Raw genomic sequence first — 15,785 nt, 5'->3', positions numbered from 1 at the left:
TGACTAATGACCAATGACCTCTTGACCAATGACCTCTTGACCCCTTGACCAATGAGTAATGTGTTTCAAATCCTAGTAGTTGATGATGACCCTGCCGTACAGATACTCCTGAAAAGGATGTTAGAAAGACAGGGTTACAAAGTAGTTGTAGCCAACAATGGAGAGGAGGGAATTGCAAAAGCAGTTTCTTATTCTCCAGCCCTCATTATTTGTGATTGGATAATGCCCGGTTTAAATGGAATAGAAGTTTGCCAACTTGTTAAGGCAAACCCCAAGTTATCCACGACCTTTTTTATCTTATTAACATCTTTAGATTCGGTAGCTGACCGTGTTAAGGGTTTGGATGCTGGTGCTGATGACTTTATTACCAAACCCATTGAACAAAATGAATTGCAAGCGCGAGTTAGGGCGGGATTGCGCTTGCATCAAGTCAGCCGAGATTTGCAAATTCAAAAGCAAATTCTAGAAGCAGAATTGTCAGAGGCGGCAGAATATGTAAAATCTCTTCTACCCCCACCGATGACGCACCCCTTAAGCATCAACTTCCGATTCATTCCCTCGCGTCAGCTTGGCGGTGATTGTCTGGATTACTATTGGCTTGACCCTGATTACTTAGCAATTTATTTATTAGATACCGCCGGACATGGATTGAGGGCTACTCTTCCCTCAATTTCCGTACTTAATTTACTGCGATCGTATGCCCTCAAAGGGTTAAATTATTATCAACCAAGCGACGTCTTAAGGGCTTTAAATGACACCTTCCAAATGAATTATCAAAATGACAAGTATTTTACCATTTGGTATGGAGTTTATAACCGCACTAAGCGTCAGTTAACCTATGCTAGTGCCGGTCATCCACCTGCTATTCTCATATCCAAGGAATCTTCAAAAACTCATGCAGTCAAAAGATTGAGAACTCCTGGTATGCCAGTTGGTATGTTTCCTCAGGTAAAATATGTTGATGGAATCTGCCATGTTGAGGAATCTAGTTGCCTGTATATTTTCAGTGATGGTGCTTACGAAAGCATAACAGTCATGATTGAGTGCAAAACGGTCGGATGGCTGAAAATTTAGACTAAAAGCGCCTGTAAGCCTTGATATTAAAGCAAATTTATCAAGTGAAATTAACAATTTAGCACGATATATACGAAAGAACCAGATCTAGTACATTTTCTTAAACTGCAAGCAAGGCGGAACTGTACCAAAACAATCTTTGTACGAATCGTGAAAACCTTCACTCCTGGAACTCTTTCCTAGCAAGGGTTTTAATTGAGTGTGAAAATTCTTTTTCGGCATAGTCTCGCCTTGTATAAAAAATCTAAAAATTTTGTGTAAGACTGACAAAATATCATAGTGATGATTTATACTTAATTTTGGTGCTATGGCAAAGTAGCAATCTGCATTTTTGCACTGATATTAGGGTGTCATTGACCAGCCATATTTGTATACCTATCATCGCCTATACTGGTCAGATTTACTTAAATCATGTTCTATAAAGCACAATCATTTACTTGGTTATTAGCCTTGCTTGCTTTCAGCCAACCTGTTGCTGCGGCTTTTTCTGAAAGTCAAGCATTGACTCAAGGCTTAGCTAATTCAAAAGTTTCACAGGGTGCTAATGGCAGCAGTACGACTGAAATAAAGTTTAAGATTTGCAGTGAATCTACAACTTGGACGCGTCCTACGGCAGCAGAACAAAGAAAACGCCTCCAAAGCTCAGGCAGGTATTCTTCTGAGGATATTGAGCAACTAGGGGGAGATTATTGGAAGAAGAATATTTTTTCATTTACAAGATTTCCAGGTGACAGTGGTAACTATGATATTGCAAATCTATCTGGACTTTGGAAGGTGCAAAATGCTACATATCCTTCAAAATGTGATAATTACGTCAATGAACTCAATTCTGGAAAAATAGCGGGAGTTTGGGTTTTACATCACAAAGTAGTAAACATCAAATGGGTTGGTAATCGCTACGTTATGCTAGTTAAGCCTACGGGGCAAGGTACTCAGTTTATTCAATTTCCACGCCGCGAACGTCTTGAATCGCTGCCATTAAGAGTGGTAAATGAAAGTGGTAAAAAAGTGGAAGTTCTAGCAGATAGTATTAAGACTGGTAGTAGCTCCACAACAAGTGCTGCATCTTCTTCAAGTTTAGTAACAGCAATCAGGAATGCTGTAGGTAACGACTTAAGTGATTTCTTTGACAGTATTGAGTATTTTTATGTGGAAGTAGACCTTAATAACGATAAAAACAAGGAAGTCATTGTCTACACTGCTGGTCCTCAATGTGGAGCTTGGGAATGTTCAGTCTACATTTTTAAAAGAAGTGGTAATGGCTACCGTTTGGTAGGAGAAACTGGGGCAGCTTCTAACGAGGCACAAATAGCTGTACTTAAAAGCCAAAACAAGGGCTGGCTTAATATAGCAACTTTGGTATATGACTCTCAGTACAGAAAATTGAATTGGAAACTGCACAAATTTAATGGGTCAGTCTATCAAAACACCTACCAAAATCTAAGCTCAACACCTACTCGAATTATTCTGCGTCCTAATCGTGGTTCTGGGATAAATCTTGCTAAATTAGGGAGAGCTTCTCAAGAGTGGTAGTTTCTTATCGTCTTGTTGTTATTAAGAGAAAATGAGGATGTCAGCGTCACGCTAAAAAGACCAGTGGCGTGAGCTAAAAATTGATTTAATTGCATATATTTCCAAAGCTAACTTAAGATTTTACTTTTGTAAACTCAAAACAAATTAAAAACTATTAACATCTATTTGATAATTATCGACTTTTACTTAATAGTTACAATATTTGCTTTCAATTAAGCAAAAGCTAGTATAACTGAAACACAGAGGAGTTTAGAGATGATAAAAAGACTTCTTTCTCGTTCTGGGTTATTTGTTTTAACTATGGTCTTTTTAGGAGTAGGTGCTCCTAAGGCAAAAGCTGAAGTAGTGCAATTATATTCAGGCGAGCAAAAACTGGAAGTAAGGCTGAAAATAGACAGTTCTGAGGATTTACCTGAAATAAACGCTGGTAACTCATCCAACCCTAAAAAAGGTCAATTTAGATTTGAAAATGGGAGATTAAAGCATCCAACCTTAAATCTAGAAGCTATTTTTCTCTTAGGTGGCACATTGAACGCCAGCGATTACGATAATGTAAGCTTTATTGCTCATGGCAGTCAGGCAAGAATTAACGCCGATGATAAGTTACAGTTCTTAAACGAGCGTAGCCGTAAATATTACTGCGTACAAATTATCGGCAGAATAGCCGCACAAATAAATTGCAACTCACCGTTAGCTATAAGAGTAGTAAAAGCTAGTAATAATCAAACTGTTGCAGGCATCTTTGCTAAGGGAGGACTCTCTAGTGCAGAAGTTGATCGTCAGGTTCTTAAGCTTTCAGGTAGCTATCAAAAGTTTGTAGATACCTATGAGGATGCAGTTAGAAAAAAACATCCTAATTTAGCACTTAGACAAGGAGAAAGCCCAAAAATTGAATACTTTGTAATTAGAGATAACGTCTCTTTTGTGCCTTTCCCTTCCAAGGTTAAGACTGGCTTTGAGCTACCACACGAATTAACAACTCAGCAAAGAGCAGTAAACTTATAAAAGTTCCTTCAATCGACTTTCTAGCTTATAAACAAGGTGGAAAACTAAATATGATTGGAGTAAATAATAGTCCTGAGATTGCTAGTAAAATCAATTACAATCGCTTTTATACTGATAGTACTTTGATAGGATTACCTCTTAATATTATTGGAGGTACTGGAAAACAAACCAACTGCCAGCGTGATACTGACGACAGGTATCCTGTGGCTACTACAGGATACGACACAGTTGATATGAGTAACGCTCAAGAGGCTTGTATTTGCTCTTTTGCTACTGGTAAAGGTAGACAAGTTGATGAGCTGATAGGTTCTAAGTATGGTAAAAACACTTTTGTTTTACCTAACTTTAGTAGAACCTTCTTTGGCTTGTACGGAGACGGTGATTATGTGTAAATCAGCAACTATAAGTCTGACCAAGATACTATTGTAGTAGCTGATAAAAAAAGTCTAGAAGTTGTTACTTCAGGTATGACTGTCAAACTATACTACAAAAGTGGTGATTTGATGGCTGTTATTAAGTTCAATTCCTTAATAGAGGCTTCTAAATTCTCGTTGAAAAAAGTGAGAGAAAGGTAAGCTAATTGTAAACTTATAATTTATTAGTAGGTGTAATTAATTTATTTTTAGTAACCGTTCAACACTTTCTCTATCACTTTCTTGTCGGTTATATAGCAATCCTAAATCATTTGTAAAAAATTACATATATAGATAGATAGAATTGTAATGTAAATAGTGCTAATAGGGTGCATGGTGGTATTTATGGAAGAGTTGATGGAATTCATTCAGGCCAATCCAGATCCTAGAGAACTGAAACGAGCACTGGCTGTAAAAATGGTAATGCAAAACTACCCTGTGGGGATGATTGGAAATAATGACAGCAATTTGTTGACCTTGCTGGCTAATTTCGATTTGTTTACCTTGTTCAACTTCTTGAAGAATTTTGTTCAAATTGACAGGAATTTCTTCGATTGAGTACTGCTCAAGCATAACTATTCACCTACCAAACTTTTTATGTGTATTAATTCTAGTCGATTTTCTGTTTGAAAGTAACAGTCCAGTTATCTTTACACTTGACAATACCATGACTTCATTCATCAGGTCTAATGCAATATATTTCCTTTTTGAAGAATTTCCGTAACTTTTTGAGCAGAAAGGGGACGGTAGAACAAAAAGCCCTGGACATCCTCGCAATTGACAGATTTCAAAAACTCAAGTTCCTCTTCCTTCTCCACGCCTTCAGCGGTGAGTCTTAACCCCAAACTGCGTCCCAAAGTGACGATCGCTTTGACAATATGAGCAACTTTAGCATTCGTCGTTAAGTTTTTAATAAAAGACCCGTCAATTTTGAGATTGTGAAGTGGCAAGAGTTGCAAGCGAGAGAGAGAAGAGTGACCCGTACCAAAGTCATCAATGGAGAGATGAACGCCCATTTCTTCTAGCTTTTGCAGTACACCTCTTGTGAATTCGATATCTTCAATAGCAGTACTTTCGGTAATCTCTAACTCTAAAAACTTCGGTTCTAAATCCGTTTGCTTTAAAATCATTGCAACTGTTTCCACCAATTCAGGTTGGCGGAACTGTTTGAGAGAAAGATTCACTGCCATAGTCAAAGGAGGCAATCCTGCTTCCTGCCACATTTTATTTTGCTGGCAAGCTGTCCGCAAAACCCACTCTCCAATGGGTATAATTAATCCGCTTTCCTCAGCTAGGGGAATGAAAACGTTAGGAGCCACTAATCCCATCTCTGGATGCTGCCAGCGTAACAAAGCCTCCATACCAGTAATTTTCCCCGTTATAATATTGACTCGGGGTTGATAATAGACAATTAATTCTTTTCGGTCTAAAGCGTGGCGCAAGCTTTTCTCTAAAGTTAGAACATTAGGAGTCTTGGCACCCAAAGAAGCAGTGTAAAATTGGTAGTTATTTCTTCCCAATTCCTTAGCTTGGTATAAAGCAGCATCCGCATGCTGAATCAGACTTTCAACATCAAGGCTATCCTCGTTTAACAGGGCAATACCAAGACTGGCACCGATATAAAGTTCGTGGGAATCAAACTCAAAAGGATTCTCAAAGGCTTGTAAAATTCTCTTGGCTACCTGCGTTACCTCATTAATTTGAATAATTCGGGGTAGCAGGATAGTGAATTCGTCTCCTCCCCAACGAGCAATAGTATCCCCTGCCCTTAGGGATTCTTTCAATCTTTGAGCCACACTTTTCAACAGTTGATCGCCCAATGTATGCCCCAAAGAATCATTAATGGTTTTAAAGCGATCTAAATCGAGAAACATGACAGCTAAACTTTCCCCAATTCGAGCTGCATTGGCGAGAGTTTTAGAAAGTATCTCATTAAATAACGAGCGATTGGGCAAACCAGTAAGCAGATCGTGCAACGCCTGGTATCGAATCTTTTCCTCTACCTGTTGGCGCAGCTTTGCAGCACTGATGCCAGCTGCCAACGTTAAAAGGGCAGATTCTTCATGTCTTGACCAATGACGTTCTAAGTTACAATCTGCCCAACCAAGGTAACCCCAAAACTCATTATCCAGGCGGAGGGGTACTAAAATCAGCGATTGAATGTCACATATGGTGAGGAGTTCTTGTTCGGCGGTGGGAAATTCTCGGGTGAGCCCGCTAATACTTTGCCCGCTAGCAAGGGCTTTACACCACCGCTCTAGGGTGCCATTTTCATAGAGTTGCTGCGTTTGCCAGTTGCGGCGCGAAGGTTCAAAGTGAGAGTTTGCCCATTCAAACCGCAAGCTCAAAGCCATTTCCCCAGTGACAGAGTGAGGGATCTTCTCAAAAAGAAAAACGCGATTGACTCGCGCAGATTCTCCCAGGGTAGCCAGGGCTTTGTCAATTGCTGTTTCGTAGTTCAATTCCGCTAGCAAATAATTGGTGGCTTCCGCAACTGCTTGTAACAAGCGATCGCGCTGACGTAATTCTGCTTCGGCTTGTTTTTGCTCAGTAATATCTCTAACAACAAAAGTTCTAATTAAATCGCTTTCTGGAAGGTAGTGGATAGATTGTTCAAAAACTTTTCCATCAACTTCTACCTCCCGAACAAAAGAATTTCCCCGCCAAGTTTGAACAACGCTGGAAAGCCCTGCTATGATGGGGTGTTGGCTTCCTGCTTCCCTCAGATTGGGAAATTTAGTAGCAGCAGATGGATTGAGATAAGTGACCGCTCCTGCCAAATCCGTCTCTATAATTGGATTTGGAATAAGTTCGGGGAAAGATGCTAAACGAACCAAGGCGACCTCAGTAGCTTCTTCAAGAATGGGATTGGTCACACCAACGATGGTTTCAAAGGGATTAGCGGAATTAGCTGGCTCTGATATGAGTCTAGATATATCTTTTACTTCACAGTACTCAGAAAAAGCTTCCTCCGAAAGATTGGACACGACATAGTATTTAGCTAGAGCTTGATGACTTCCAAACTCAATCACATCACCGTGTTGGAGGTCATGGGAAAAACATTTTGTCCCATTAACAATTAGACCGTTTGTGCTTCTCTTTCCCTTGAAACTGCCATCAATAATCCGAAAGCCACACTGGTCGGTGTCTGGAACAGTGACCCGCAACAAAATGGCGTGTTGTCTTGAAACTGACCGAGAACGAAGGACAATAGCGTTCCTTGAATCCCGTCCAAGAGAATAAGTCGCCTCCTTTAAGGGGATGGTTCGCTGCCCTTGAAGGTCGCTGACAATCAAAAGGTGGCGTATTTTTTCCCGCTCATTTTTTGGCATTGGTCTTCCTTAGATTCCCATGTCTTCCGGTCTTGGATTGAAGAATACTTCTTGAAGAAGTTTTGACCTTTAGCTGCCTTAAGAAGCTACTCAATTAGCTTTATCATACGCATATAAAGCGGTAGCGTGACCGTTTTTCCAAAAATTGACGTTTCTGAGATTAAGTACTCAGTTGACATACCAATTTGTTCCGGTTCAAGTTCCAACTATCTTTTAATTCAAAGAATCAAGCTGTTGGTACTTTGGCTACTTGGTCTTATACTTTATTTTTCTCTTATATACTTAGAATAAAATCAAACATCCGGTATATCACACTGTATATTTGCGGAACTTTTAAACTACGGAGGGAGGGAATAAAAAAGTTGTCGTACATACTGCTAAAACTATCTAGATGGTAAATTTACAAATACACTCTTAGCGGGAAATACTCAGGATAAATTAAAAAAGTTTTTTATTATTAAGTAGGTAGGGGATTTCCAAGAAATAAATTATTCCATATTGTGGTCTGGGCGTCAGAGTCCGTCCGATATTAGTGGCGGGCGAGGACGCCCGCACCACAAGAGACCACAAGAAATTTTGGGATATTTTTTTATTTGGAAGTCTTTAGCTATAAATAAAGTTAGCTAATTAAGCTCGTCATTTGTTATGTGTTGTTGCTAATGGTTAGGGGCAAGGAAGACTTGGAAGACTTGGGAGAGTTGGGGGACAAGGGGGGCAAGGGAGACAAGGAAGACTTGAGGGACAAGGGAGACCAGGGAGACCAGGGAGAATCACTCATGTTCAATGCCCAATGACCAATGACAAAGGACAAAGGACAAATGACCAATGACAAAGGACAAATGACCAATGACAAAGGACAAATGACCAATGACAAAGGACAAAGGACAAATGACCAATGACAAATGACCAATGACAAATGACCAATGACAAAGGACAAAGGACAAATGACCAATGACAAATGACCAATGACAAAGGACAAAGGACAAATGACCAATGACAAAGGACAAATGACCAATGACAAAGGACAAATGACCCATTTAAAGTATGAAGGATGAAGGATAAACGTAGGTTGGTTTGAAGAACGAAACCCAACTTAAGGTTTCAATTTGTTTCACAAACCCAACATCAAATCTTAATTCCTCTCAAAATCTGCCATGCTCGAATAAAATTTCCTTGCATCAAAGCAGCAGCACCAGAAAGAACCTTAAGTTCGGGCAAATTTGGGTTTTTAGCTAAACTTGGTTCGAGGGATTTTTGTGCGGCTGTCGGCTGCCAACCGTAAAGTTGAACAAATGCCAAGTAGGCATGGGAGTAGGGATTTTCCGGGTCTAACTCAGTGACTTGTTGAAAAGCTGCAATTGCACCATCAACCCGCCGTTGTAGGACATTTGCCAAAGCCAAAGCATACGCCCAATCACGATTTAAAGCAGTTTTCTGCAACCGATAGTCCAAAGTTAGCCGTGCCTGTACCAAATAATCCTGAATTGGGTCGTACTGATTGATACGCCCAACTTCATCAAACACTGAACCCAATGCTTCCGTTCCCTTGGGCAAATTGGCTCCTAAATTCCTCAACTGAGTGACTAAATCCAACTCTGGTGCTGTTGTGGCAGCAGCTTGAGGATCGATTTGTAGTGTAATTTTTGGCACTTGAATTGCATAGCTTTCGCCCGATCGCCTGTTCAAGTAAGTTGCCTCTAAGGAGTAAACTCCCGGTGTTATATCGGCATCTGGAAGCATCGCCACTCGTTCAATCACCCTGAATCTACCTTCAGGTTTTTTTGCACCGGAATGCAATGCCCCCATTCCTATAGCGCGATCGTGTATCCATAGCATTTTGTCCGGTGTCTTTTGCTGCTGGCTGCTAACAAAGGACGAGTGACGCCATGTTAGGAGTACTAATCCATGTTGCAATTGTTCCCATGAGCCAGACCATTCGTAGGTGACAGGTACTGGAACTCCTGGTGGAGCTTTTTCTGGTACCGTGACTTGTGATAGAGAAATACGATCGCCAGCGACATTAGTCTCATTGATTGGTTGTACCTCTACCGTTGGCGTTTTTTGATGGTAAAGCTTGAGAACGCTGCTATCGGGTAGATTCCAAGATTTGCTCAGTTGAAAATTCCCGCTTTGCTCCACCGCCTGCACCATAGCAGCTTGGGTTTCTCCTACTGAGCCTTGCTCGCCAGTTTTGGAAAGGAACCATTCAAGCGATCGCACATCCTTCTGTACAAATTTTTTTCTTGTCCCTACCTGACGCCCATACACTTGAAAGTTTTCTAGCGCCCCGTAGTAATTCAAATTATGCTGGTTAATTGCTGCAGTCGATGGCAATACCCCCAAGGTAGAACGTAAATAAGGTTGTGTTTGAGAAATACTCGCAATAACTTGTTTGTGGGGCAATTCCTCTACCATAGAAGGATAATGCTGGGAGTTTGGGCTCAAAGCTTGTGTCAGCAAACCAGCGATCGCACCTCCCACTGGAACCAAGTTAAACAACATCAGCAAGACTGCTAAACCAACAGTACCCCATCGAATACGCTTTCCCCAAAGATTAGAAAAACGTGTCAATCCATATGCAAACAATACTGATAGCGTAGGTAAATATGGCAATACGTAGCGATTATCTTTATTAACATTCAAAGATGATAGTAAATATGCACTCACTAAAAATACCGCCAACCATTTAAGTGAAGATGCTTCAAGGAAACCAGCCTCTCCCTTATCTCCCTTGCCCTTATTTTCAAATCCCAACCGCCCCCAATAGAATAGCAAAGCAAACACGGGCACCAGTAACAAAGGTAGAGAAACTTGATGGGGTAGTTGATGCCAGTAATAAGTCCATGCTTGCAGTGTATTGAGCGGTGCATCACCTTCAGCAATTGCAGAATCTACCGTTGCTCGTTTTCCAGAAGTGAGGATGATGAGCCAATTTGTACGATACCAAGGACCAAACACCAACACCGACAAACCCAAACCGCAGAGTAGTTGCACAAACCGTTCCCAACGGCGATGGCGTAACGTCCCTACCCCAACCCACACTATTGGTACGAGCAGAAATATTAACGTCGTCTGCTTAACCAACAACGCTAAACCCAGTGATAAACCAAAGGCTAGAACCCACAACCATTCAAAAAGTTTCCTTCTCTGCGTCCACCAAGGTTTTGTTTGGCGCAAATCCCCGCTTAAACTTCTCTGGCTGGTTCCAAAACTCCGCCAAACAGTTAAGCAAAAGAAACTGAGAGTCACAACTGCTGCTAAGGGATAATCTAGCAGGAAATCCAGACGCAACTGATAAAGGGCAGGTAAGATTTGGCACAGTGTAGCAGCCCATAAACCGACAGACTCGCTAAACAGCACTTTGCCCAAGCCATAGACTGAAACCAATAAAATTCCACTAAATAACAGCATGACCAGAGTTGCTTCATCCGGTCCTCTGCCAAAGATATTCTGAACAACAGCCGTCAGTATATAAGTTAATGGTGGTATTTTAGAAGACAATAACCAAAAACTTTGCCACCATTCACCGTCCCACCACTGGGGGTTCTGTAACGCTTGCCAATAGTTTAATGTACCTGTTAAATAATCTGCTTGGTCCCACGCAGGAATCGAGCGATCCAAAGTAAACCAAATGCGATCGCACACCGCCCCTAAAAACCAAATGATGCCGAGTATCAGTAGGCTGTTAAATTTCTTTCCCTTGTGGTTGTGATTTTTATAGTACATAAAAGTGCCGATCGCTTTCAACTCAGGTTATCTCCGCATTTACAGCATTTTTCAGGTAAATGAAGTACATCCGTAGGGGCAAACCTCTCAAGAAACACATCCCATCGCAATAGAGTTGGTAGTTGGTAGGGTGGGCACTGCCCACCGCCCCTTCCCACTTGAAGGTGTAAGTTTCGTAGGGTGGGCACTGCCCACCGCCCCTTCCTACTTGAAGGTGTAAGACGTCAGAAACCGTCGTTCGCCCTTACAGCTAAAAAATACGCAATACATTTGTGTGTAAAATTACTAAAAACAATGCTCAACCAAAGTAGATATGTCTAAAATGGCACACTAAAGTAGTTTTTTTAAAACGGAAAGCGTAGTAGAGGCATACGTTGTGATTAATGGGTACGAAAACACTTTAACTGATTTCATCAAACTCCTTGAATAATCTGGACGTGCTGCTGCTCGTGAGGTCAATGCAATTATGACAGCTACCTGCTGGGAGACTGGGCGGCAGATTGTAGAACTTGAGCAGGGTGGCGAGAAGCAGGCAGAGTATGGAGCAGGAGCTATAAAAAATTGAGTTAGACTTCAGCTGTTTAGGCAAAAACTAGCCCAAAAGTTTTATTGGGCAAGAGGTTTGCTTCTGATAACGGGGCTTCTGTTGTTAAATTTAATTTTGGGTGTTGCTGAATCAACATATGTATTTCAAAATTTCCATTGGTGTAGAGACGCTTCAAACAGCGCGTCTCTACAGGGATTTGCAGGAAATTGAAAACGTACTACACTTATAATTCATTACCCAATTCAGCAACGCTGAATTTTGTTTTTTATCTTAATACGTGTAAGCAATTAAAGCAGCAATAATAGCTGATAGATCTCCTATTTTGTCTCGGATTTACACTTTTTCTTTCATTTGCCATTTAAGGTTATTCGCTAAAAAGTAGAGAAATTTTATATCTAAAGTTAGGTAAAAAAATGAGTATTACCTTTTCCATAGGGAAAGCAATTATATGGAGAATATAAACAATTATTTTCAGTATTGAAGGGCATTACAAAACATTAGCACTCAGTTTTTCGAGTAAGTCTATCTACAATCTACGTATTTGTCCTGTGGCGCGATCGCCTTTATTGACATCTTGCACCTTGTAAATAAGGGGGTGGTGGGCAGTGCCCATCCTATTTATTGTTACATATGACACTATGCGCTTTGCTCGTGTTCCATCGGAATCAGATGAATGACTACCCGATGATTGAGAGCGCGAGCTATTTTTTGCAACATAGAAAGTGAGTGTCCCTCATAATCAGCATCTTCCAGACGTGCAATCACAGGCTGTTTTGTACCCACGAGTTCCGCAAGCTGTTTCTGCGTTAACCCAGCTAAAGTTCTGGCTTCGTAAATCAACTGTGCCACTTCTGCATTAATGGAAGCTTCCGCCATCATAGCCTCAAGCTCAGGGTCGGTACAAGTCATTTTGTCGATGATTTTTATCGCATCATTCTTCTGGTACATCCTGTACATGGTGTTGGTTGATAAACGGTGGACTTTAGCCTTACCTACTTGTTAATGTGTAAATAATCACGTTGTAGAGACGCGCCATGGCGCGTCTCTACGTTGTGTTTTTGATGGTGGTTCTGGTCTTATCGCCAAATGTATTAATTGATAACCGGTGGGCAGTGCCCACCCTACGATTAATCTGCCCCTTCAATAGGTGCAAAACCTTGACGTTGAATATTCTCTGTCACTGTGCGGGGTTCGAGGAATTGTAGCAAGTAGTCGGGTCCACCTGCTTTGGAACCAACTCCTGATAGTTTGAAACCACCAAATGGTTGTCTTGCCACAATTGCACCGGTAATCGTGCGGTTGATATACAAGTTTCCAACTTCAAACTCCTCCTGTGCCATTTGAATGTGGGAAGGAGTTCTGGAGTATATGCCTCCTGTTAAGGCGTAGTGAGTGCCGTTAGCAACTTCTAGCGCCTCCTTGAAATTCTTGACTTTAATGACCGCAATAACTGGGCCAAAAATTTCTTGTTGGGCAATGATGGCATTTGGAGAAACGTCTGTAAAGATAACAGGCCCAATGAAGTATCCATTATCTGGTGCTGGCATTTCTAGAGCAACTTTTGCTTCTGCTTTGCCTTTTTCAATATATTCGCGGATGCGCGAGTGTGCATTAGCATCAATCACGGGGCCAACTTGAGTGCTTGCTTGCTCGGCTAGACCAATGTTTAGGGATTTTGTTGCTTCCACAAACCGCTCTACAAAGGTATCATAGACCGATTCCAGAACTATCACCCGCGAACAGGCAGAACATTTTTGTCCGCTGTAACCAAACGCGGATTGTACGGTTCCAACAACTGCCTGGTCTAAATCGGCACTTTCATCTACGATGATGGCATTCTTCCCACCCATTTCGGCAATAACTCGCTTCATATGCTTTTGACCGGGTTTCACAACTGCGGCTTCTGCGTATATCCGACAGCCAACTTCTTGAGAACCAGTAAAAGCAATCACGTGAGTATCGGGGTGATTTACTAAGTATGCACCAACTTGGGAACCCTTTCCAGGTACGTATTGAAAGACACCTTTGGGGATTCCAGCCTCTACTAAAATTTCTGTCAGTTTCGCCGCAATCACAGAAGATGTTTCTGCAGGTTTGAGGAGAGTACAATTACCAGCAACCAGGGCTGCAACCGTCATTCCCGTAGCGATCGCCAGTGGGAAATTCCAAGGAGAAATCACCACAGCAATTCCCCGAGGCTGATAAATATATCGGTTCGTTTCCCCAGACACGTCGTAATTATAACCTTCGTCCAACCGTTCCATTTCCAGGGCGTAATAGCGACAGAAGTCAATCGCCTCAGAAACCTCAGCATCTGCTTCCCGCACGGGCTTCCCAACTTCTAAAACTGTCCAAGCAGAGAGTTCCGCACGGCGCTGTTCCATGAGCTCGGCAGCTTTCCGCAGTATATTAGCCCGTTCCTTTACAGGTGTTTTGCGCCAACCAGGAAAAGCAGCCTTTGCAGCTTGCATCGCTTGTTCGGCTTGTTCAACGCTGATAAGTCCAATCTGACCAACCACCTCATTAAAATTAGAGGGGTTCACAGAATCTATAACCTGTTGTGTGGTAACGTACTGACCATTAATTAAAGGTAAATAAGTTTTACCAAGCTGCTGGCGGACGGTTTGGAAAGCTTGATTAGCCTCCTTTCGCTCCTCCTCCTCAGCATAATCAGTATCCGCCGCACCGATGAAAGAAGAGGGGGAGAGGGGGAGAGGGGGGGATGGGGAGTTATCCTTGTCCTCTTGTCCTGCAACAGGAGGTGCTATCAATTCTTCTACCGGGCGGTTCTCCATATTTTGCCGCAAGAAGGAACTGTTAGCCGTGTTTTCCAACAAGCGGCGAATCAGATATGCCATTCCTGGAAGCAGTTCCCCATAGGGACAGTAAACTCTAACTCGATATCCCCTATCAACTAAAGCTTTGGCTATTTTGTCACCCATTCCGTAGAGAACTTGCATTTCAAAACAACGGCGGGGAACATTTAAGGTTTCAGCGATCGCCATAGCATGTGCTTGAGAACGCACGTTATGACTACCAATCGCAGAATACACATATTGGTAATTTTGGAGCAATAATTCAGTGATTTGCTCAAAATTAACATCTGTTGCAGCTTTGTCGTTATATACGGGTTGCTGCCAGTGTTTTTGGGTAGCTTTGATAGTTTCCTGATCCCAATACGCCCCTTTAACCAAGCGGATTGTAATCGGGTAACCGCGCTGTTTTGCCCAAGCAATTAAGCCTTGTGCATCTTGTTCGCTATCGCGCAGATAGGCTTGAATTGTCATACCAATATCTGTTCGGTTCCTAAACTCTTCTTCCATCAAGATTTTTTTCAGAATGCTAAGAGTTAGGTCTTTGTAAGCATACTGTTCCATATCAAAGTGAACAGAAGCACCCAGTTCCTTGGCACGACGCAGCAGAGTGCGGATGCGCGAACTCACCCGTTCTTCACTACCCCGAGCATCTAGGGGGTCAAACTGAGAGTAGAACGCTGTTAGCTTAACGGAAACCTGAACTTTTGGTAATGGTTCTCCATCAGCTTGGTCGATAAGGGGAACTGGTGCCCAATTCTTGGATGCTTCCACCAGTTGTTGCATCAAATCCAGGTATCTTTCCAAATAAGACTGGGCTTCTGCTTCCGTAATCACCGCCTCACCAAGTAAATCTACGGTGAAAGCCATTTTTTCTTTCCGCAGTCGCTCAATTGTCTTTAGTGCCTGTTTAATATTCTCTCCAGAAATATATTTATGAGCTAATGTTTCTGTTGCTGTTGCAACAGTGGTAGCAGCAACTTGCCCCGGCATGGAATCGGGATTGGCAAAGTTGAGCATCCCCTTCAAAGCAGCTGGTAATTCTACTGACTCATCGCCCAAATATTCTTGTAAGTGAGCTGCAATTTCTGGTTTACTCCGTAAAGCAGGAAGAGTATCAATAAAGCGAAATAACTGCACCCGTAACCCAGGATTGCTCATTGCCCAATCCAGCAACTTATCATCCCAGCGCATTTGATCCCGCAATGCAGCAAAGAAAGAACGGTTTTCCCGTGTTGCTGCAAGCAGTTGCTTGGCAATTTCTTGGGTTTTAGCTTCGTAGGTGCTTGCTTTTACTTGTAATGGTCAAACCTGCATAATAGAGAGTGTCCAAAGCCTTTTT

General features: G+C 41.9%; 10 protein-coding genes. 5 read left to right on the top strand and 5 right to left on the bottom strand.

The features are described 5' to 3' along the window. Window positions 1-60: 60 nt before the first annotated feature. The 4 genes from ACYRY3_RS09740 (at window position 61) to ACYRY3_RS09725 (ending at window position 4,004) form a co-directional block, all read left to right on the top strand. Entirely contained in the window at window positions 61-1,074 is a 1,014-nt protein-coding gene (locus tag ACYRY3_RS09740; protein ID WP_460201526.1) for a PP2C family protein-serine/threonine phosphatase, read from the top strand. 411 nt (window positions 1,075-1,485) lie between these two features. Then, window positions 1,486-2,607, top strand: a complete 1,122-nt coding sequence (locus ACYRY3_RS09735) for a hypothetical protein (protein WP_460201479.1) — start codon at window positions 1,486-1,488, stop codon at window positions 2,605-2,607. 255 nt (window positions 2,608-2,862) lie between these two features. Continuing rightward, entirely contained in the window at window positions 2,863-3,612 is a 750-nt protein-coding gene (locus ACYRY3_RS09730; protein WP_460201478.1) for a hypothetical protein, read from the top strand. Between the two features lie 50 nt (window positions 3,613-3,662). After that, the gene (locus ACYRY3_RS09725) at window positions 3,663-4,004 is read left to right on the top strand and encodes a hypothetical protein (protein WP_460201477.1); all 342 of its coding nucleotides are present in this window, start codon (window positions 3,663-3,665) and stop codon (window positions 4,002-4,004) included. A 342-nt stretch (window positions 4,005-4,346) separates the two neighbouring features. On the opposite strand, the gene ACYRY3_RS09720 is transcribed toward ACYRY3_RS09725, so the two are convergent. Together ACYRY3_RS09720 and ACYRY3_RS09715 are read right to left on the bottom strand one after the other, a co-directional pair. Then, a complete protein-coding gene (locus tag ACYRY3_RS09720; RefSeq protein ID WP_460201476.1) occupies window positions 4,347-4,598 on the bottom strand; it encodes a type II toxin-antitoxin system Phd/YefM family antitoxin in 252 nt (83 codons plus the stop codon). A 113-nt stretch (window positions 4,599-4,711) separates the two neighbouring features. Continuing rightward, on the bottom strand, window positions 4,712-7,357 hold the full coding sequence (locus tag ACYRY3_RS09715) for an EAL domain-containing protein (RefSeq protein ID WP_460201475.1): 2,646 nt from the start codon (window positions 7,355-7,357) through the stop codon (window positions 4,712-4,714). 659 nt (window positions 7,358-8,016) lie between these two features. Here ACYRY3_RS09715 and ACYRY3_RS09710 point away from each other — a divergent pair. After that, window positions 8,017-8,151, top strand: coding sequence for a hypothetical protein (locus ACYRY3_RS09710; protein WP_460201474.1), 135 nt, complete (start codon window positions 8,017-8,019; stop codon window positions 8,149-8,151). Between the two features lie 331 nt (window positions 8,152-8,482). On the opposite strand, the gene ACYRY3_RS09705 is transcribed toward ACYRY3_RS09710, so the two are convergent. The 3 genes from ACYRY3_RS09705 to pruA all read right to left on the bottom strand — a co-directional run bounded on the left by ACYRY3_RS09705 (window position 8,483) and on the right by pruA (window position 15,703). Further along, window positions 8,483-11,083 carry a phospholipid carrier-dependent glycosyltransferase gene (locus tag ACYRY3_RS09705; protein WP_460201473.1) on the bottom strand — a complete coding sequence of 867 codons (2,601 nt, stop codon included), beginning with the start codon at window positions 11,081-11,083 and terminating at the stop codon, window positions 8,483-8,485. A 1,183-nt stretch (window positions 11,084-12,266) separates the two neighbouring features. Continuing rightward, window positions 12,267-12,578: a helix-turn-helix domain-containing protein gene (locus tag ACYRY3_RS09700; RefSeq protein WP_460201525.1), complete on the bottom strand. Its 312-nt coding sequence runs from the start codon at window positions 12,576-12,578 to the stop codon at window positions 12,267-12,269. 179 nt (window positions 12,579-12,757) lie between these two features. Next, complete coding sequence (gene pruA, locus ACYRY3_RS09695; protein WP_460201524.1) at window positions 12,758-15,703, bottom strand: L-glutamate gamma-semialdehyde dehydrogenase; 2,946 nt, start codon at window positions 15,701-15,703, stop codon at window positions 12,758-12,760. Window positions 15,704-15,785: the final 82 nt, after the last annotated feature.

The sequence above is a fragment of the Scytonema sp. NUACC21 genome, from assembly GCF_054684315.1.
The sequence above is the reverse complement of the archived record's forward strand: the minus strand, read 5'-3'. Positions and strand labels throughout refer to the sequence as shown.

Bases quoted from the DNA above. Each gene is read 5' to 3' on its own strand.
- ACYRY3_RS09735 (WP_460201479.1), top strand. From the start codon at position 1,486: ATGTTCTATAAAGCACAATCATTTACTTGGTTATTAGCCTTGCTTGCT.
- ACYRY3_RS09730 (WP_460201478.1), top strand. From the start codon at position 2,863: ATGATAAAAAGACTTCTTTCTCGTTCTGGGTTATTTGTTTTAACTATG.
- ACYRY3_RS09725 (WP_460201477.1), top strand. From the start codon at position 3,663: ATGATTGGAGTAAATAATAGTCCTGAGATTGCTAGTAAAATCAATTAC.
- ACYRY3_RS09720 (WP_460201476.1), bottom strand. From the start codon at position 4,598: ATGCTTGAGCAGTACTCAATCGAAGAAATTCCTGTCAATTTGAACAAA.
- ACYRY3_RS09715 (WP_460201475.1), bottom strand. From the start codon at position 7,357: ATGCCAAAAAATGAGCGGGAAAAAATACGCCACCTTTTGATTGTCAGC.
- ACYRY3_RS09710 (WP_460201474.1), top strand. From the start codon at position 8,017: ATGGTTAGGGGCAAGGAAGACTTGGAAGACTTGGGAGAGTTGGGGGAC.
- ACYRY3_RS09705 (WP_460201473.1), bottom strand. From the start codon at position 11,083: ATGTACTATAAAAATCACAACCACAAGGGAAAGAAATTTAACAGCCTA.
- ACYRY3_RS09700 (WP_460201525.1), bottom strand. From the start codon at position 12,578: ATGTACCAGAAGAATGATGCGATAAAAATCATCGACAAAATGACTTGT.